Genomic DNA, 18,397 nt, shown 5'->3' with positions numbered 1-18,397 from the left:
GGTGCAGCAATCGGTCGCCGCCGGTGCCGAGCTGCTGCTGGGGGGCGAAGCCCACCCCGCCGGTCCCCTCTTCTACCGCCCCACCATTTTGGGCAAGGTGGATAAAACCAACCCCATCCTGCAGGAGGAGATCTTCGGCCCGGTGGCGCCACTGGTGCGCTTCGAGAGCGAAGCCGAGGCCATCGCCATTGCCAACGACACCCCCTACGGGCTCGCCGCCTACTTCTATGGCCGCGACATCGCCCGGGTCTGGCGGGTGGCCGAGCAGCTCGAATACGGCATGGTCGGCATCAACGAGGGGATCATCTCAACCGAATTGGCCCCCTTTGGCGGCATCAAGGAGTCGGGGCTGGGCCGGGAGGGGGCGGCCGAGGGGCTGGAGGAGTATCTGGAGACCAAATACCTCTGCTTTGGTGCCATTCGCTAGGGCAGCAGAGGGCCAAAGCATCGCATTCACCGATGCCTTGGCCGTTAAATCCATCGTTTTGATAGATAGATGCAGAGGCTCACCCGAGGCGGCAAGGGGCGAAATTTGGCCCACGCTGCCTCGCAAGAGGGCTTCTGCAGCGCACACCACACGCCGCCGATCTGGCCCGATGGGCTAATTGGCGGTGATGGGCGCCAGATCGCCCGCCACATTTTCAGGGAATATCGGGGGCTGCGGCCCCTCAGGGAGGAAAGATGAGTCAGTCAGAATCAAACAAGGCGTGGCAAGCGCGCCGCGAAGCAGCCGTGGTCAACGGCGTTGGCACCCTGCTGCCGGTCTTTATCGACCGTGCGCAAAACGCCGAGCTGTGGGATGTGGAGGGCAACCGCTACATCGACTTTGCCTCCGGCATCGCCGTGCTCAACACCGGCCACAACCACCCGAAAGTGGTGGCGGCGGTGCGTGAACAGCTGGAAAAATTCAGCCACACCTGCTTTCAGGTCACCCCCTACCCGGGCTACATCGAGCTTGCCGAGAAGCTCAACGCCCTGGTGCCCGGCCCGACCCCGAAGCGCACCCTGTTTCTCTCCACCGGCGCCGAGGCGGTCGAGAACGCCATCAAGATCGCCCGCGCCCACACCGGTCGCAGCGGCACCATCGCCTTCAAGGGGGGATTTCACGGCCGCACCATGATGGGGATGGCGCTCACTGGCAAGGTGGTCCCCTACAAGACCGGCTTTGGCCCCTTCCCGGGTGAGGTCTACCACATCCCCTTCCCCGCCGACTATCTGGGGGTGAGTGAAGAGGATGCCCTGCACGCCCTCGAGCTCTGTTTCAGTGCCGACATCGAGCCGAGCCGGGTGGCTGCCATTATCATCGAGCCGGTACAGGGCGAGGGTGGCTTCTATCCCGCCTCCGCGAGCTTTATGCAAAAACTGCGCAGCGTCTGCGACCAGCACGGCATCCTGCTCATCTGCGACGAGATCCAGAGCGGTTTTTGCCGCACCGGCAAGACCTTCGCCACCGAGTATTCAGGGGTTGAACCCGACATCATGACCCTGGCCAAGAGTCTGGCGGGGGGCTTCCCCCTCTCGGCTGTGGTGGGCAAGGCGGAGATCATGAACGCGGCCAAACCGGGGGGCCTCGGTGGCACCTATGCCGGTTCCCCCATCGCCTGCGCCGCGGCACTGGCGGTATTGCAGGTGATCGACGAGGAAAAACTCAACCAGAAAGCGCTCGATCAGGGGGAGCAGATCAAGGCGGGGCTGGAACGCATAGCCGAGCGTTTTGACTGCATAGGTCAAATTCGCGGCCCCGGTGCCATGGTGGCCATGGAGCTGGTGAAACGGCGTGATGCCAGCCAGCCCGATCCCGACCTCACCAAGCGACTGGTGGCCGAGGCGGGCAAACGGGGTCTGGTCCTGCTCTCATGCGGGGTGCGCGCAAATGTCATCCGTTTTCTCGCCCCCCTGACAGCCCCTGCGGCAGTGATTGACGAGGGGCTGCAACTCCTTGAAAAATCACTGGAGGCCGTGCTGGCCTGACCAGCAGGAAAGTGACCACTTACCTGTGCAAATAAATGCAATTTTGCCCCTTTTTTTTCTTGTCAAGGGGACCCTGCAAATGCACAATGCGCCGCCACTGAAAGAACCGATGTAAAACAATGGCATCGGTTCTTTTTTAGACAGTGAACAAACCCATAAACGAGGCCGGATCACCCCCGGAAAAGATAGCGAGATTGGCAGCAGTCTCCCGACACCAAGTCTAGTGAGGAACAACATGGGGCATCTCAATGCTTTCCAACCGGCTATGGCCGGTGTGCGCCGCCCTGGCGCCCTTGATTCCCGGGCCTCTCTCCCGGTTTCGTTGATGGACCGTGCCACTCTGGCACTGCATGAGGAACATGCATAATGGCGGCCCAGCAGGTTGGTCTGAAAAAGACCCTCAAACTGTGGCAGGTCGTGGTTATGGGACTGGCGTACCTCACCCCCATGGCTGTGTTCGACACCTTCGGCATCGTCACCGAGATCACCGAAGGCCATGTGCCGACCGCCTACCTGTTTGCCCTGATCGGCATGCTGTTCACTGCCCTGAGCTACGGCCATCTGGTGCGCAAGTTCCCGTCGGCTGGCTCCGCCTATACCTATGCCCAGAAGGTGTTTCACCCCTATGTCGGCTTTATGGTGGGCTGGACCTCCCTGCTCGACTACATGTTCATGCCGATGATCAACATGCTGCTGGCCAAGATCTATCTGGGCGCCCTGTTTCCTGAGGTGGAACCCTGGACCTATATCTTCGGTCTGGCGGTGGTGATGACCGCCCTCAACCTGCGCGGTATCAAGCTGGTAGCCAACTTCAACAGCCTGATCGTGGTGATGCAGTTCAGCATCATCGCCATCTTCATCGGACTGATCGCCTGGGGCGTTCACAACGGTGAAGGGCTGGGTACCGTGGCCAGCAGCCGCCCCTTCTTCTCCGAGCAGATCCAGGTGTCGCCGCTGCTGATGGGGGCCTCCATCCTCTGTCTGTCGTTTCTCGGCTTTGACGCCATCAGTACCCTGTCGGAAGAGACCCCGGACGCAGATCGGGTGATCCCCCGCGCCATCGTGCTGACGGCGCTGATCGGCGGTGTGCTGTTCGTCACCACCTCCTACTTCCTGCAGCTCTACTTCCCGGACATCTCCCGCTTCCAGCATCCGGATGCGGTGCTGCCGGAGATCGCTCTCTATGTCGGCGGCAAGCTGTTCCAGGCGGTGGTACTGGTCTGCACCACGGTGGCAGTGCTGGCCTCGGGGCTCGCTTCCCACGCCGGTGTGTCGCGCCTGCTCTACGTGATGGGACGTGATCGCGCCCTGCCCGCCCGCTTCTTCGGCTACATCCATCCGAAGTGGCAGACCCCGGCGTTCAACGTGCTGCTGGTCGGCCTGCTGGCCCTCTCTGCGGTGTCGCTGGATCTGGAGATGGCGCTGGCGCTGATCAACTTCGGCGCGCTGGTGGCCTTCACCTTCGTCAATCTGGCGGTGATTGCTCACTTCTATGTGAAGCTGGGCCGCAACAAGCGCCTCAAGGATCACCTGATGTACCTGCTGCTGCCGCTCTGTGGCGCCGCCTGCATCGGGGTGCTGTGGCTCAACCTCGAGCCCTCCTCCTTCGAGCTGGGACTGATCTGGGCGGCGCTGGGGGCCATCTACCTGTTCCTGCGCCTCACCGTGTTCCGCATCCCGCTGCAAACGACTGACAAGGTGGAGATCGCCCAGTAGCCGCTGGCGCCCCTCCCCCGATAGAGAACAAGGAGCCTGCGGGCTCCTTGTTGTTTCTGCGGTGCACTGGTTGCCAGCGACATCGGTTGCCAGCAGCGCGGTTTCTGCGAGAAGTGTGACTGATTTCAAATAACTACCCACCCGGGCCGCTCGCCATGCCATGGCCTGTGCCAAGTCGCGCCAGCCTCTCAGTCACAAAAGTGAATCAATATGCAACATTTATTCTCCCCTCAAACACCCTCCATGCAACCTGTCAGCCACTGACATAGCAGGACTCGGCCACGGGGGGCTCCCGGCAAATATGATCAGGATCAATGTTGAGGCGCTATGCACCCTGCAGCCCCAATTTGCCGATTTTTCATACGCAACCAGAGGGGGGGCATCTCCCCCGAAAAAGGGGGAGTGGCTCGGGGACGGCTGCAGGGGGCGAGTGACCACTTACCACCCCTCTCTCTTATGCAAAAAAATGCGTTAATCAGCCCTTTTTTGCTTGTCAAGGGGGCGGGCCGAATGCACAATACGCCGCCAATAAAGGACCGATGTTCACTGCGACATCGGTTTTTCTATTTTGAAAAGCAGTACAAACCCACCACAAGAGGCCGGAACGTTTCCGGAAGTGATATTCGAGATTGCCAAACAATCTCCCGACGTTGAGAGGATAACAATGGGGCGTTTTAATGCTTTCCTGCCGGTACAGCCCGGTATGCGCCTCCCCGGCGCCCTTGATGTACAGGCTTGCGAATCCATCGTATCCCTGCGCTCGTTGCAAGCACGTGCTTCGGCACTGATTGAGGAGAAAGCGTAATGGCATCTCAAGGCGCCAAGCTGCTCAAGACCCTTACCCTGACACAAGTGATTGTGATGGGTCTGGCCTATCTGACCCCCATGGCTGTTTTCGATACCTTCGCCATCGTCGGTGACATCACCGATGGCCGGGTCGCAACTGCCTATCTGCTGGCTCTGGGCGGCATCCTGCTCACCGCCTTCAGCTACGGTCATCTGGTTCGCAAGTTCCCCTCCGCGGGCTCTGCCTATACCTATGCCCAGAAGGTGTTCAACCCCTACGTCGGTTTCATGGTCGGCTGGTCATCCCTGCTCGACTACATGTTCATGCCGATGATCAATATCCTGCTGGCCAAGATCTACCTGACCGCCATGTTCCCGGGCGTCGAGCCCTGGGTCTTCATCTTGGGTCTGGTGACCGTGATGACCTTCCTGAACCTGCGCGGTATCAGTCTGGTGGCCAACCTCAACGGGCTGATCGTGGTGATCCAGATCGCCATTATCACCATCTTCATCGGCCTGATGGCGTGGGGCATCTACCACGGCGAAGGGGCCGGTACCCTGATGAGCAGCCGTCCGTTCCACTTCGAGTCAGCCCAGATGGTGCCGCTCTTCACCGGTGCAACCATCCTCTGCTTCTCATTCCTCGGCTTTGACGGTCTGAGCTCCCTCTCCGAAGAGACCCTGAACGCCAGCAAGGTGATCCCCAAGGCGATCGTGCTGACGGCGCTTATCGGCGGCATCATCTTCGTGGTGGTCTCCTACTGCCTGCAGCTCTACTTCCCGAGCCTCTCGGTGTTCCAGCATCCTGACGCGGTACTGCCGGAGATTGCCCGCTACGTTGGCGGCACCTTCTTCCAGTCCGTGGTGCTGGTCTGCACCACTGTCGCGGTACTGGCTTCCGCCATGGCTGCCCACGCCGGTGTGTCGCGCATCCTCTACGTGATGGGGCGTGACCAGATGATCCCGGAGCGGGTGTTTGGCTACATCCACCCGAAATACCGCACACCGGCCATCAACGTGCTGATGGTGGGCGGTCTGGCCCTCTCCGCCGTGTCGTTTGATCTGGATACCGCGCTGGCGCTGGTCAACTTCGGGGCGCTGGTGGCGTTCAGCTTCGTCAACCTGTCGGTGATCGGTCAGTTCTGGGTACGCGAGAAGCGCAACAAGAGCCTCAAGGATCACGTCATCTACCTGTTGATGCCGCTGCTCGGCGCCGCCACCATCGGTGCCCTCTGGATCAACCTGGAGCAGAGCTCCCTGGAGCTGGGCCTGATCTGGGCCGGTCTGGGTGCGACCTATCTGTTCCTGCGCCTGGCGGTGTTCCGCATCCCGTTCCGTCAGTACGAGGAAGCGGCTGACGCCTGATCCTTTGCGGATAACGGATAGAGAGAAGGGGAGCCATGGCTCCCCTTCTGCTATTTCACCGGCACTGTCACACCGCCGCCAGAGGGCGAGCGGATCAGCTGTTGTTGATCACCGCGGTCGCGGCTGCCTTGAGCGGATCATTGGCCACCGCTTTGACATCCTTGTGGGCTTTTTTCAGCTGTTCTTCGGCCTTGTCGGCCTTGCGCTGGGTCGCTTTGACGTCATCACGGACACCCTGCACGCTGTCGCTCGCCTTGTCGCGCAGATCGGCAGTGCCATTTTTCAGCTCGTCCTTCGCCTTCTCTTTCTGCTGACGCATCAGCATCTCGCTGTCACAACGCCCCTTGACCCCGACGGAGGCACCCATCGCCTCGTTCTTCAGCGCCTTGTCCAGATTGCACTCCGGCTGCAGCACTGACTTGGCCTGCACGCCGACTGACAACAACCCGAGGGAAAGAGAGAGAACCCATGCTCGCATCACGCTTATTACTCCACGACTCAAAAGAAACGCAGCAGCATAGCGCCCTGCGCCGGGAGCACAAGCCTTATTGCGCCGCTAGCCCCCGGGCGACCGGATAATCGTCCATATCCGTCACACCTTGTCGAAGAAGTTGCCAAAAAAGCCCCCTCCCCAGTCATAAAACCATCATAAAAGTGTCACCTTGTCATATTTCTGTCATTTACCACTGATTAAATGCGCGGGTCATCAACTACCCAAGACGGAATGACCGTCCCAAGAGGCTTTATGCAACACCATCACTCCTTGTCACAGCCGCCCGCGACCCGCGCCCTGTTCAACTGGATGAGTGTCATCGTACTGGTCTACCTGATCCTGGTAGCCGTGGGCGCCATCTCCCACGGTTTCAAAGATTTCTCCGGCGGTGCCGAGGGCGCAGCCCAGATCTTCGCCTTTGCCAACAACCCCTTTGTCGCCCTGCTGCTCGGCATTCTGGCCACCGCGCTGGTACAATCCTCCAGCACCGTCACCTCGGTGATCGTCGGTCTGGTGGCAGGCGGCCTGCCCATCGGCATGGCCATTCCCATGGTGATGGGGGCCAACCTCGGCACCACCATCACCAACACCATCGTCTCCATGGGCCATGTGCGGGATCGCACCGAGTTCCGCCGCGCCTTCGCCGCCGCCACCGTGCACGACTTCTTCAACCTGCTGGCAGTGTTCATCTTCCTGCCGCTGGAGCTGATGTTCGGTCTGCTGCAACACAGCGCCGAGTGGCTGGCCAACCTGCTGGTGGGTTCCGCCAACATGTCAATGAAGGGCATGGACTTCATGAAGCCGCTGACCGCACCGGCCCAGCAGCTGATCGACAGCGCCGTTGCCTTCCTGCCGGGCAAGGGGGCCGCCATCGCTACTATCGTCATCGGTATCCTGCTGATCCTCGCCTGCGTCACTTATCTGGGCAAAGTGCTGCAGAAGGTGCTGGTTGGCCGCGCCAAAGAGGTGCTGCACAAGGCGCTGGGCCGTGGCCCGCTGAGCGGCATCACCTCCGGTGCGCTGGTGACCATCATGGTGCAATCCTCCTCCACCACCACCAGCCTGATGATCCCGCTGGCCGGCGGCGGCGTGTTCAGCACCCGTCAGCTCTACCCCTTCACCCTGGGGGCCAATATCGGCACCACCATCACCGCCCTGCTGGCTGCTACCGCCATCAGCGGAGCCGGTGCCCAGCTGGCCCTGACCATCGCACTGGTCCACGTGCTGTTCAATGTCTTCGCCGTGGTGCTCATCTATGGCATCCCCTTCCTGCGTGACCTGCCGGTGCGCGCCGCCGAGGGGCTGGCCCGGGTAGGCAGCGAGAACAAGCTGCTGGCACTGGGTTATGTGGCGGGTCTCTTCTTCGCCCTGCCCGCCCTGATGATGGTGGCCGCCAAGTAATCGCCGCCGCCATGACAAGGGGCGAGTCACCGACTCGCCCCTTTTTGCATCTGCGTCACCCCGCTTTGCCTGCCCGCTCACATCCTCCCGCCCTGTGGCTCGCCATCGAGAGCGGTGCGCGATAAGATGGCGCCCTCATTGCACTTTTTACATGTCATGGAACAGGAAAAACCGATGAAATTCATACTGATCGCGCTGCTCATTGCCGGTGTGGCCTACTACTTCTACTCCAGCAGCAACAACAAAAAGCTGGCGGCCGACAACGTGCGGATTGGCGCCGAGTTCCTCGCCAGCAACAAGGACAAACCGCTGGTGACCACCACCGCCTCCGGCCTGCAGTACGAAGTGCTGACCCCGGGCACCGGCACCGTTCACCCCACCGCCACCAGCAAGGTGAAGGTGCACTACGAGGGCAAGCTGCTGGACGGCACCGTCTTTGACAGCTCGGTCGCCCGTGGCGAGCCCATCGAATTTGGCCTCAATCAGGTGATCGCTGGCTGGACCGAAGGGGTACAGCTGATGGTGGAAGGGGAGAAGACCCGTTTCTACATCCCGGCCAACCTCGCCTACGGCGACCGCGCCGCTGGCAAAATCCCGCCGGGATCCGTGCTGATCTTTGATGTGGAACTGCTGGGGATCCAGTAACCGCGCAGGATGCTCCAGTGGCAATATCCCACTGAGCGCCAGTGCTGAGCGTTGATGTGGAGCGGCCGAGAAGCCAGTAACGCCTCCAGCATTCGCCAAATACCAGAGGGCCGACAAATCACTTGTCGGCCCTCTCTTTTTGCAGCCTTCCTTGCCCTCATCCCTCTCTGCAAAACGGCCACCCGCCCACCTGTTGTCCACAAAAAAACCGCCCGAAGGCGGTTTTTACGATGGGATGGCAGAGGCCAAACAGGCGCAAGTCCGGTTAGATGGACTGCTCTTCGCCACCCAGGGCGGCAAACAGCGCCGGGATAAACTGGGCCAGCTCTGAGGTGACCAGCGCGAAGTCGGCATCCAGACGGGCGGCCGGATCTTCGCTGGTGACATCGTCGTTCTGCTCGCGCAGCTCTTCGCTGAATTTCAGGCGCTTGATGGAGAGATCATCCCCCAGCACGAAGCTGACAGTCTCGCCCCAGTTGAGGGCCAGCTTGGTCACCAGCTTGTCGTTGGCCAGGTGGTTCTTGATCTCGTCCGTCATCAGATCCTGCTGCTTGCAGCGGATGATGCCGCCGTGCTCCATGGCACTGCGCAGCTCGGCTTCATCTTCCAGAGTGAAGGAGGCAGGCAGGTTGCCCTCGTTCAGCCACTCGGTCATGGTGATCTCGGGCGGGTTCTTGAGGGCCACCGGCACCACCGGCAGGGAGCCGATGGATTTGCGCAGCAGCGCCAGCAGATCGTCCGCCTTCTTGGCCGAACCTGCGTCCACCACCATCAAATTGTCGGCCGGGTTGATCCAGGCGAAGGTCTGGCTGGTACGACTAAAGGCACGGGGCAGCAGGGTGTGGAGGATCTCCTCTTTCAGCGCTTCCTTCTCTTTCTTCTTGAGGGCGCGTCCCTGTTCGAACTCGATCGCTTCTACCTTCTCGGCCAGCATCTCCTTGACCACGGTACCGGGCAGCATCTTCTCCTCTTTGCGGGCGCAGATGAGGATGTGGCCGGAGGCAGAGTGGGTCAGGGTTGAGCCGAATTTGCCAAGGGGCTTGACCCACCCGAAACGGGAGATGTCCTGACTGCCGCAAGGGGTGAAGGCACAGGCTTCCAGCTGGGTTTCCAGCTGATCCACGGTCAGGTCAAAGGGGCGGGTAAAGCGATAAATCTGCAGGTTTTTAAACCACATGGCGTCCTCGGTCTCTAGATTGTCCGGCGGGTATTGTACTAGAGAGGCGCTTTGTGATCAGCCAATCATTCTCGCTAAATAAAGGGCGATCGACCTCACAGGGTCTCATTTATATCACCTGAGCGGCCGCCAAGTTCCCCTAGACTGCGAGTGTGCAAAGAGTGCAAGTTGTTAACAAGGATGAAGGTATGTTACGGCCAAGTCGCCCCGAAGACATGGAAGAGATCGCCGAAATCTGGTTGCTGGCCTCCCTGCAGGCCCACGATTTCGTCGATGCCTCCTGCTGGTGGCAGGCCCAGGAGGATCTGCGTACCCGCTATCTCGAACGCGCCACCATCTGGGTGTTCGAAGAGCGCGGCGATCTGCTCGGATTTATGGCGCTGGTGGACAACTACCTCGCCGCCCTGTTCGTGCGCCCCGACCGTCAGGGTCGCGGCGTCGGCCACGCCCTGCTGCAGGAGGCCAAGCGTCAGGGGGCGTCGCTCCACGCCCGGGTCTTTGTCGAGAATGATCAGGCGGTGCGTTTCTATCGCCGCCACGGCTTCGTCATCGAGGCCGAGGAGTCCGATCCCCTCACCGGCCACCCCCAATACCGGATGTGCTGCACACCTGCCTGAATCGATGCCAGCCCCCTGTTTTACTTGAAAAAAGCACGGGGCATCCTCATCTTGTCTCCATCGGGTGCCACCGGCACCGTCCCTGCAACCGGGCTGCTTTCTCATGAAAATCCTCCATACCGCCGACTGGCACCTTGGCCATCAACTCCATGGCCATGACCGCCGTTTTGAACACGATGCCTTCCTCGACTGGCTGAGCGACACCCTCAAGGCGCGCGAGATCGACGCCCTGCTGGTGGCGGGCGATCTGTTTGATACCGCCAATCCGCCCGCCAGCGCCTGGCAACAGCTCTACCGTTTTCTGGCCAGACTGCGCGCCGAGATGCCCCGCCTCAACATGGTGCTGATCGGCGGCAACCACGACTCCCCCTCCAAGCTCGATGCCCCTCACGAGCTGCTGCGCGCCTTTGATCTTCATCTGGTGGGCAGCATCAGCCGCGACAGTGAGGGCAAGCTCGAAACCGACCGCCTGCTGGTACCGCTGCAAGACCGGGAGGGCAACATTGCCGCCTGGTGCGCCGCCGTGCCGTTCCTGCGCAGCAGCGATCTGCGGGTAGAGTCGTTGGCAGAGGGGCAGGACAGGCTGATCGAAGGAGTGCGCCAAGTCTACGCCGAGGTGCTGGCCGAAGGGCGCGCCCGCTGCGGGGAGGATCTGCCGCTCATCGCCATGGGCCACGCCTATCTGGCGGCGGGCCAGCTCTCGGAGCTGTCAGAGCGGCGGGTGCTCGGCGGCAACCAGCACGCCCTGCCTGCTGATCTCTTCGCCGCGGCTGACTACACGGCGCTCGGTCACCTCCATCTGGCCCAGAGCCCGGCCGAGGGGGTGCACTACAGCGGCTCGCCGCTGCCACTTTCGCTCGCCGAGGCCAACTACAACCATCAGGTGCTGGAAGTGACCTTTGCGGGGGGTAAACTGGCCGGGTTGGAGCGGATCCCGGTGCCCCGCGCGGTGGAGATGATCCGCCTGCCCCAGAGCACCCTCGACGACGCGCTGAACGCCATCGCATCGCTCGAGCTGCCTGCTTGTCCACAAGAGGCACAACCCTTCCTCGAAGTGCGTCTGCTGCTGCCCAAGCCAGAAGCCCGCATCCGCGAACGGATTCTGGCGGCCATCGCAGACAAGCCGGTGCGTCTGGCCCGCATCAGCACCCAGTATCAGGGTTCGGGCGAAGGGCTGGCCGATGGCCGCGAGCGGCGCAGGCTGGATGAGCTCTCCCCCACCGAGGTGTTTCGCCTCTGCTATCAGCGTCAGTTTGAAGGGGAGCCCGAGGCTGGGCTGGTCGCCTCGTTTGAAGAGATCCTGGAGCAGGTGAAGGAGTCCAATGTATGAAAATCTTGACCCCATCCGGTGAGAATCTGGGCAGAGCCAACCTCCCTGCGAAGAAAGCGGCACGGATGAAGGAGTGCAATTCACAATGAAAATCTTGTCTCTGTCAGGTGAGAATCTGGCCAGTCTGACCGGCCCCTTCACCATCGACTTTACCAAGGGGGCACTTGGCGCCGCCGGCCTGTTTGCCATCACCGGCAACACCGGCGCGGGCAAAAGCACCCTGCTCGACGCCATTTGTCTGGCCCTCTACGACGAGATGCCGCGCTTTATCGCCAATCGCAAGAACGTGGCCGAAGTGGGCCGCATGGATGATGAAGAGAAGCTCAAGGCCAACGACGTACGCGGCATCCTCAGTCGCGGCAACGCCAGCGGCTTTGCCGAGGTGCAGTTTCGCGGCTGCGATGGCCGCATCTGGCTGGCCCGCTGGGCGGTGCGCCGTGCCCGCAACCGCTCGGAAGGGCGCTTTCAGGCACAGGAGCGCACCCTGACCGATGTGGAGTCGGGTCAGGTCTTCTCCGGTAGCAAGCGAGAGCTGCAGGATCGCATCGACGAGCTGGTGGGCCTCTCCTGGGAGCAGTTCCGCCGTGCGGTGATCCTGCCGCAGGGGGAGTTCGCCGCCTTCCTCAAGTCGGACGCCAACGAGCGCTCCGCCCTGCTCGAACGGATGACCGGCACCGAGCTCTACTCCGCCATCTCCATCCAGACCTATGAGCGGGCGCGGGAAGAGCAGCAAAAACTGGCCACCATCGCCCAGCGCCTCGGCGACGTGGCATTGATGGACGAGGCTACCCGCGAACAGTGGGTGAGCCAGCAGGTGAGCCTCTCCACCACCCTCAAGCACGAGCAGCAACAGCAGCAGCTGATGCAGGACTTGCGCGACCTCAACAGCCGGATTGCCGCCCAGCTGCAGGGCTGCGCCGAGGGACAATCAGCGCTCGATGCCGCCCTGCAAGCCCACGGCGCCGCCGCCCCCGAGCGCGACGAGTTTGCCCGCGCCGAACAGGCCCAAGTGGCCCGCGCCGATCACGACGAGCTGGCCCGCCTCACTCTGGAAGTGCAGCAGCAGGAGAAGGTGATCGCCGAGCTGGGGCCTGAGCTGGCCAAACTCGAGGAGCAGACCCAGCAGAGCGCCCTCACTGAGCAACAACTGCTGGCCGAGAAAATTGCCGCCGAGCGGGAGTGGGGCGCCCTGCAGCCCGAACTCAAGCGGGCACAGGAGCTCGATACCCGCATCCGGGAAAAAGTGCAGCAGTTGCAGAAGATCCAGCAAGAGGGGGCGCAGGAGCGAGAAGTGCAGCTCACCCTCGAGCAGGGCTGGCGCGAGCAGAGCAAACAGGTTGAGCTTCTCAAGCAGCAGCACCAGCAGTGGGGGCTCTGGCTCGAAGAGCACAAGGGGCTGGCCCCGGTGGCCCGCCAGTGGCAGCCCCTGCTCACCGCCATGCAGGATTGGGCCGAGGATGCCGACAAGCTGCAGCAACTGCTCACCCTGCGGGATCACAAGCTGCGCGCCCTGCAGCAGTTGCAGCGTCAGCTGGAGCAAGGCCAGCAGGACCGCGACTACTGGCAGCATGAACAAGCTCGGCTGCAACAGCAACAGAACGAGCTGCAGGAGCAGCAGTGGGAGAGCCGCCTCGCCAAGGCGCAGGAGCAGTGGCAGCAGCAGACTGAGCAACTGGGTCAGCTGCGCCAGCTGCTGGAGCTGGCCGACTATGGCCGCAACCACGGCGAGCAGCATGGTCGCCTGCAGCAGGAGATTGCCCAGCTGGAGCAGGCGCTCGGCAAGCTGGCCATCCTCGGCGAAGAGCTGGCGCCAGCCCGCGAGCGGCTCGCCCTGCAGCGGGATGAGGCGCGCCACGCGCTGGAGCAGTCCCGTGCCATCGCCAGCTTCGAGCAACATCGCCACATTCTGAGCGATGGTTCCCCCTGCCCGCTGTGCGGCGCCGAGGATCACCCCTATAGCCAGAGCCAGCCGCAGGTGGCGGGGATCCTGGGTCAGCTGGCGGAGCGGGCCCGCAGCCTGGAGCTCGAATGGGATCGGCTCAACCATCAATACATTCAGTGCGAGAGCGAGCGTCAGGAGCTGGCTCGCCAGCTGGCGGTGCGCCAGCAGCACCTGCCGGAGCTGGAGGCGCGCGCCGAGCAGCTGACCCAGCGCTGGCAACAACTGGGGGGCGATACCCTGCTCGGCCATCCGCTGCCGCTGCGCCAAAGCCCCATTGAGTGGAACGAGCTGATGAGCACCCTGCTTGGCCGCGGCCAGGCGCTGGAGCTGGGGTTGGCCCAGAGCCAGCAGCAGCTGCGTCAGGCCCAGCTTGGTCAACAACAGCTGCAAGGGGTGCGTCAGCAACTGAGCCAGTTGGCGACCCAGCACCAGCAGTTTGACCAGCAGTGGCAGGAGGCCGATCGCCAGCGCATCGCGCTGGAAGGGGAAGTGAAAGGGATGGGCGAGCAGGAGGCGACTCTGCGCCAGCGCCTTGAGCAAGGCGCCCACCGCCTCGACGAGCAGATGGGCGGCCAACCGTGGCGCCAGTGGCTCGGCAGCCAGCAGTGGCACGAGTGGCAGCGGGCCTGCGAAGCCTGGTTGCACGGCCAGAGCGAGTGGGAGCGGCTGGCCAGCGAGATCGCCAGTCTCACCCCGGCCCTGAGCGCACAGGAGGCACGCCTGCAGACCCAGCGCGAGCTGCTGCACAAGCTGGAGCGGGACTACAAGGAGCACGAACAGCAGCGGCAGGGGCTGCTCACCAGCCGCAGCAGTTGTCTCGGTGGTGAGGAGATCCCGCTGGTCGAGAGCCGTTGGCAACAGCGGCTGCAACAACTCGCCAGCGAACTGGAGCTGATGCAAAGCAGCGCCCGCGCTCTGCGGGAGCGGCAGACCGAGCTCAAGACCCGCCTCACCCATGTGGAGCAGGAGAAACAGGTGAGCAGCCGCCGCAAGCGGGAGGTGCTGGGGCGCTGGGCTGCCCACGCCAGTACCCTCGGCATCGCCGAGTACGACCTGCGCCGCCTGCTCGCCATCACCCCCGATGAGCTCAAGGCGCGCCGCACCGCCCTGCAAGGGCTGGAAGATGCCCTTGGCGAGGCGCGCACCCGCCTTGCCGAGCGGCAGCGGGCGCTGGCGCTGGAGGAGAGCAAGCGGGATCGCTATCGGGAGCACCATCCCGAGCTGGCCGCCCTGCCGGATGCAGAGCTGAGCGAGCAGCTGGCGGTGCGGGGTGCCAACTGCCGCGCCCTTGAAGAGCAGCTGTTCGAGTGCAAGAGCAAGCTGGCACAGGCCGAAGCGGCCGCTCTCAAGGCGGGTAGCCTGCAACAGGAGCTGGCCGCCCAGCAGGCGGTGGCCGACCACTGGCAGCAGCTGTGCGATCTGATCGGGCAGGCCAACGGCGCCAAGTTCCGCACCTTCGCCCAGAGCCTCACCCTCGAGCGTCTGCTGCTGGAGGCCAACGTCCAGCTCGCCGAGCTATCACCGCGCTACCGGCTGGAGCGGGTACCCGGCACCGATCTGGCGCTACAAGTGGTGGATCTCGACATGGGGGACGAGGTGCGCTCGGTGGACTCCCTCTCCGGCGGCGAGAGTTTTCTGGTGTCGCTGGCGCTGGCGCTGGCCCTCTCCAGCCTCTCATCGCGCCAGACCCAGGTCGAGTCGCTGTTTATCGACGAGGGGTTCGGCACGCTCGATCCGGACAGCCTGGATCTGGCGCTCGCCAGCCTCGACTCCCTGCAGGCCGCCGGCCGCCAGATCGGGGTCATCTCCCACGTCCAGACCCTGGTGGAGCGGATTGGCGTGCAGATCAGGGTCGAAGCCCTCGGCGGCGGCGAGAGCCGGGTGCTGGTCCCCTGAGAGCCTTCGGCTCAATCACCAGTACCATCGGCCCCCCCACGCCGTAAATAACAAGACCCCGCCAATTGGCGGGGTCTTGTTGAGAGGCTATCAACCGAAGCGGTAGGCGCCCATATAGAGGCTGCCGCCATCCCAGCTTTCGTGCAGCCGGGTGGGCGCCACGCCATCAGCTGCCCCCAACGCCACAAAGAGCGGGCGCAGGTGGTCGTCGTGGGGATGGGACTCCACCGCCCCGGGGGCCTGCTGGCGATAGTCGAGCAGCGCCAGCCGATCCTGGTCGGCCATCTTCTGCTCCAGCCAACCGACAAACTGGCTGGCCCACTCGGGCACCGGTGAATCATCCGGCCCCAGCGCCCGCAGGTTATGGGTGATGGCGCCGGAGGCGAGGATACCAATCCCCTGACTGCGCAGCGCCCCCAGCACCTCCCCCAGTTGCCACAACTGGGCCGGGGTGAAGCTCGCGGGGATGGAGATCTGCACCAGCGGGATCTCGCTGTTTGGGTCGATCAGGGAGAGCGGCGACCAGACCCCGTGATCCAGCTCGCGCCGCACCGGGGTGGCGGTCAGTCCGGCCAGCGCCAGCTGGTCGCTCACCCCTTGCAGCAACCACTCGGGGCTGCTGGCAGGCCAGCGCATCCGGTAGAGCGGCTCGGGAAAGCCGTAGAAGTCATACATCAACGCCGGTTTGGGCTCGACGTTGATCTGCAGCTCGCGGCTGAACCAGTGGGCGGAGATGACCACCAGCCCCTTGAGCTCACCCAGACGCAGGGTGCTCAGAAAGCGGGTGGCGGGTTGCTCACGCAGCACCAGATCCGGTGCGCCGTGAGAGATAAACCAGACGGGGGCGAGGGACATAAAGCGGACTCCAACAAGGTATCAGGGGGCGATACCGGAGGGGATATCGCTGTTGGTGTTGATTATCTGCCCGCCATTCAATGTGAACAATCCAGCAAGATAGATAAGCACTATCAACCAATGGTTGATAATTTTCCCCCTTCATGACCGGGAAGCAGCAAGACATATCAAGGCTGCGGCGTATCCGGCTGCGGTCGGGCTATGCGAAGCGCCATCCGGGTCGCTGCACTGTGATCCTGCCACTCTCGCCACGCCAATCCTTCAGCGGCCGCCTCCCCTTTCACTGGATGGGAGAAGATCGCCAGCAGACCAGCGTTGTCAGGCCAGCAGCGGGCTGGCAGTGACTGAACCAGCAGCAGGGCGGTGCCCAGCAAGAGCAGAGCCCATCCGATGTCATGGCTGTTTTTCATCCCGACGTCCTTCATCTGCGCGCCAATGAACTAACATTTTTGCGCAAGCCGGTGACAAGACGGTGACAGCGAGCGGGTGGTCATTTTACAACATCTGAACCTCAACCCGGCCAAACAACCACAGATGGTAACATTTGTATCCCTTCTGCCCGAACCTGTGGCCGTATGCACTAAAATGTGACTCACAGGAAAACGTTATCCCTGAAAAGAAAACGTTATCTGGTCAAAACGTTGTTTCTGGATCATAAAAAGATTCCAAAAACTGGTGTATATTGCTCGGCGGAAATTCCTTAACCATGAAGATTGACATGAAAAAGACCAAAATTGTCTGCACCATCGGTCCGAAGACCGAATCCAAAGAAATGCTGGCCAAAATGCTGGACGCCGGCATGAACGTCATGCGCCTGAACTTCTCCCACGGTGACTACGCCGAGCACGGCAGCCGCATCAGCAACCTGCGCGCTGTGATGGCCGAGACCGGCAAGCACGCAGCTATCCTGCTGGACACCAAGGGTCCGGAAATCCGTACCATGAAGCTGGAAGGCGGCAACGACGTCGCGCTGGTCGCTGGCCAGACTTTCACCTTCACCACCGACCAGACCGTGGTTGGCAACAAAGACAAAGTGGCTGTGACCTATGCAGGTTTCGCCAACGATCTGCGCGTCGGCAACCGTATCCTGGTTGATGACGGCCTGATCGGTCTGGACGTGATCGAAATCACCGAGCGCGAAGTTGTCTGTAAAGTGCTGAACAACGGTGACCTGGGCGAGAACAAAGGCGTTAACCTGCCGGGCGTCTCCATCAAGCTGCCGGCCCTGGCCGAGAAAGACAAGCGCGACCTGATCTTCGGTTGCGAGCAAGGTGTTGATTTTGTTGCTGCTTCTTTCATCCGTAAGAAAGAAGACGTTCTGGAAATCCGTGAGCACCTGAAAGCCCACGGTGGCGAGAACATCCAGATCATCTCCAAGATCGAAAACCAGGAAGGTCTGGACAACTTCGACGAGATCCTGGCTGTCTCCGACGGCATCATGGTTGCTCGTGGCGACATGGGTGTAGAGATCCCGGTTGAAGAAGTTATCTTCGCCCAGAAGATGATCATCACCAAGTGCAACAAAGCCCGCAAAGTGGTTATCACTGCCACCCAGATGCTGGACTCCATGATCAAGAACCCGCGTCCGACCCGCGCCGAAGCTGGCGACGTGGCCAACGCCATCCTGGACGGTACCGACGCAGTGATGCTGTCCGGTGAATCCGCCAAGGGTAAGTACCCGCTGGAAGCCGTGACCATCATGGCCACCATCTGCGAGCGTACCGATGCCGTGATGCCGTCCAACCTGTCTGCTGCCAACGACAGCAACAAGCTGCGCATCACCGAAGCCGTATGTAAAGGCGCCGTAGAGACCTCCGAGAAGCTGGACGCCCCGCTGATCGTGGTTGCTACCGAAGGCGGCAAGTCTGCCAAGGCCATTCGCAAGTACTTCCCGAAAGCCTGGATCCTGGCTATCACCACCAACAAGAAAACTGCTGCCCAGCTGGTTCTGACCAAGGGTGTGGTTGCTCACGTGGTTGACAGCATCGCCTCTACCGACGATTTCTACCGCATCGGTAAAGAAGCCGCGCTGGAAATCGGCATGGGTCTGAAGGGTGACGTGGTTGTGATGGTCTCCGGTGCTCTGGTACCGAGCGGCACCACCAACACCGCTTCTGTTCACGTTCTTTAATCAGAGCTGAACAACGTGAAAACGGCGCCTGCGGGCGCCGTTTTTTTTATCCCTCCCCCCTGCTTACCTGAC

The 18,397-nt window shown here is 62.0% G+C and carries 15 protein-coding genes; 11 read left to right on the top strand and 4 right to left on the bottom strand.

Annotation, left to right across the window (positions count from 1 at the left end; translation table 11 throughout):
- From LD28_RS0101270 to LD28_RS0101255, 5 genes are all read left to right on the top strand, one after another.
- A partial coding sequence (locus LD28_RS0101270; protein WP_156120065.1) for an aldehyde dehydrogenase family protein occupies positions 1 to 427 on the top strand: 427 nt, incomplete at its 5' end.
- A gap of 254 nt (positions 428 to 681) precedes the next feature.
- Complete coding sequence (gene gabT / locus LD28_RS0101265; RefSeq protein ID WP_033135218.1) at positions 682 to 1,971, top strand: 4-aminobutyrate--2-oxoglutarate transaminase; 1,290 nt, start codon at positions 682 to 684, stop codon at positions 1,969 to 1,971.
- A gap of 366 nt (positions 1,972 to 2,337) precedes the next feature.
- Positions 2,338 to 3,687: an APC family permease gene (locus LD28_RS0101260; protein ID WP_033135217.1), complete on the top strand. Its 1,350-nt coding sequence runs from the start codon at positions 2,338 to 2,340 to the stop codon at positions 3,685 to 3,687.
- 664 nt (positions 3,688 to 4,351) lie between these two features.
- On the top strand, positions 4,352 to 4,492 hold the full coding sequence (locus LD28_RS23510; protein WP_167334780.1) for a hypothetical protein: 141 nt from the start codon (positions 4,352 to 4,354) through the stop codon (positions 4,490 to 4,492).
- Positions 4,492 to 5,838, top strand: a complete 1,347-nt coding sequence (locus LD28_RS0101255; RefSeq protein WP_033135216.1) for an APC family permease — start codon at positions 4,492 to 4,494, stop codon at positions 5,836 to 5,838. Before LD28_RS23510 ends, LD28_RS0101255 begins: the two co-directional genes overlap by 1 nt.
- 94 nt (positions 5,839 to 5,932) lie before the next feature.
- On the opposite strand, the gene LD28_RS0101250 is transcribed toward LD28_RS0101255, so the two are convergent.
- Positions 5,933 to 6,316 (bottom strand): hypothetical protein, encoded by a 384-nt coding sequence (locus tag LD28_RS0101250; protein ID WP_033135215.1) that lies wholly within the window; start codon positions 6,314 to 6,316, stop codon positions 5,933 to 5,935.
- Between the two features lie 267 nt (positions 6,317 to 6,583).
- Between LD28_RS0101250 and LD28_RS0101245 the strand changes: the two genes are divergently transcribed.
- Together LD28_RS0101245 and LD28_RS0101240 are read left to right on the top strand one after the other, a co-directional pair.
- Positions 6,584 to 7,732 (top strand): sodium:phosphate symporter, encoded by a 1,149-nt coding sequence (locus LD28_RS0101245; RefSeq protein WP_033135214.1) that lies wholly within the window; start codon positions 6,584 to 6,586, stop codon positions 7,730 to 7,732.
- Positions 7,733 to 7,906: 174 nt separating this feature from the next.
- Positions 7,907 to 8,377 carry a BamJ family beta-barrel-assembly machinery protein gene (locus LD28_RS0101240; RefSeq protein ID WP_005338245.1) on the top strand — a complete coding sequence of 157 codons (471 nt, stop codon included), beginning with the start codon at positions 7,907 to 7,909 and terminating at the stop codon, positions 8,375 to 8,377.
- 265 nt (positions 8,378 to 8,642) lie between these two features.
- Here the strand turns inward: LD28_RS0101240 and rdgC are convergent, their stop codons facing one another.
- Positions 8,643 to 9,554, bottom strand: a complete 912-nt coding sequence (gene rdgC, locus LD28_RS0101235; protein ID WP_005338250.1) for a recombination-associated protein RdgC — start codon at positions 9,552 to 9,554, stop codon at positions 8,643 to 8,645.
- Between the two features lie 188 nt (positions 9,555 to 9,742).
- On the opposite strand from rdgC, the gene LD28_RS0101230 reads away from it, so the two are divergent.
- The 3 genes from LD28_RS0101230 (at position 9,743) to LD28_RS0101220 (ending at position 15,339) form a co-directional block, all read left to right on the top strand.
- A complete protein-coding gene (locus LD28_RS0101230) occupies positions 9,743 to 10,171 on the top strand; it encodes a GNAT family N-acetyltransferase (protein ID WP_033135213.1) in 429 nt (142 codons plus the stop codon).
- A gap of 103 nt (positions 10,172 to 10,274) precedes the next feature.
- Positions 10,275 to 11,501 carry an exonuclease SbcCD subunit D C-terminal domain-containing protein gene (locus LD28_RS0101225; RefSeq protein WP_033135212.1) on the top strand — a complete coding sequence of 409 codons (1,227 nt, stop codon included), beginning with the start codon at positions 10,275 to 10,277 and terminating at the stop codon, positions 11,499 to 11,501.
- 85 nt (positions 11,502 to 11,586) lie between these two features.
- Complete coding sequence (locus LD28_RS0101220; RefSeq protein ID WP_033135211.1) at positions 11,587 to 15,339, top strand: AAA family ATPase; 3,753 nt, start codon at positions 11,587 to 11,589, stop codon at positions 15,337 to 15,339.
- 90 nt (positions 15,340 to 15,429) lie between these two features.
- Here LD28_RS0101220 and LD28_RS0101215 read toward each other — a convergent pair whose 3' ends face one another.
- Positions 15,430 to 16,194, bottom strand: coding sequence for a DODA-type extradiol aromatic ring-opening family dioxygenase (locus LD28_RS0101215; protein ID WP_033135210.1), 765 nt, complete (start codon positions 16,192 to 16,194; stop codon positions 15,430 to 15,432).
- A gap of 167 nt (positions 16,195 to 16,361) precedes the next feature.
- Positions 16,362 to 16,604 (bottom strand): hypothetical protein, encoded by a 243-nt coding sequence (locus LD28_RS0101210; RefSeq protein ID WP_033135209.1) that lies wholly within the window; start codon positions 16,602 to 16,604, stop codon positions 16,362 to 16,364.
- A gap of 308 nt (positions 16,605 to 16,912) precedes the next feature.
- Between LD28_RS0101210 and pykF the strand changes: the two genes are divergently transcribed.
- Positions 16,913 to 18,325 carry a pyruvate kinase PykF gene (pykF, locus tag LD28_RS0101205; protein WP_033135208.1) on the top strand — a complete coding sequence of 471 codons (1,413 nt, stop codon included), beginning with the start codon at positions 16,913 to 16,915 and terminating at the stop codon, positions 18,323 to 18,325.
- Positions 18,326 to 18,397 lie beyond the last annotated feature (72 nt).

This window comes from Aeromonas finlandensis, from assembly GCF_000764645.1.
Classification (GTDB): Bacteria; Pseudomonadota; Gammaproteobacteria; order Enterobacterales; family Aeromonadaceae; genus Aeromonas; species Aeromonas finlandensis.
Note: the sequence above shows the minus strand (reverse complement) of the source record. Positions and strands in the feature narration are given on the sequence as shown.

Coding starts and splice junctions, on each gene's coding strand:
- gabT (WP_033135218.1), top strand. CDS start 682: ATGAGTCAGTCAGAATCAAACAAGGCGTGGCAAGCGCGCCGCGAAGCA.
- LD28_RS0101260 (WP_033135217.1), top strand. CDS start 2,338: ATGGCGGCCCAGCAGGTTGGTCTGAAAAAGACCCTCAAACTGTGGCAG.
- LD28_RS23510 (WP_167334780.1), top strand. CDS start 4,352: ATGGGGCGTTTTAATGCTTTCCTGCCGGTACAGCCCGGTATGCGCCTC.
- LD28_RS0101255 (WP_033135216.1), top strand. CDS start 4,492: ATGGCATCTCAAGGCGCCAAGCTGCTCAAGACCCTTACCCTGACACAA.
- LD28_RS0101250 (WP_033135215.1), bottom strand. CDS start 6,316: ATGCGAGCATGGGTTCTCTCTCTTTCCCTCGGGTTGTTGTCAGTCGGC.
- LD28_RS0101245 (WP_033135214.1), top strand. CDS start 6,584: ATGCAACACCATCACTCCTTGTCACAGCCGCCCGCGACCCGCGCCCTG.
- LD28_RS0101240 (WP_005338245.1), top strand. CDS start 7,907: ATGAAATTCATACTGATCGCGCTGCTCATTGCCGGTGTGGCCTACTAC.
- rdgC (WP_005338250.1), bottom strand. CDS start 9,554: ATGTGGTTTAAAAACCTGCAGATTTATCGCTTTACCCGCCCCTTTGAC.
- LD28_RS0101230 (WP_033135213.1), top strand. CDS start 9,743: ATGTTACGGCCAAGTCGCCCCGAAGACATGGAAGAGATCGCCGAAATC.
- LD28_RS0101225 (WP_033135212.1), top strand. CDS start 10,275: ATGAAAATCCTCCATACCGCCGACTGGCACCTTGGCCATCAACTCCAT.
- LD28_RS0101220 (WP_033135211.1), top strand. CDS start 11,587: ATGAAAATCTTGTCTCTGTCAGGTGAGAATCTGGCCAGTCTGACCGGC.
- LD28_RS0101215 (WP_033135210.1), bottom strand. CDS start 16,194: ATGTCCCTCGCCCCCGTCTGGTTTATCTCTCACGGCGCACCGGATCTG.
- LD28_RS0101210 (WP_033135209.1), bottom strand. CDS start 16,604: ATGAAAAACAGCCATGACATCGGATGGGCTCTGCTCTTGCTGGGCACC.
- pykF (WP_033135208.1), top strand. CDS start 16,913: ATGAAAAAGACCAAAATTGTCTGCACCATCGGTCCGAAGACCGAATCC.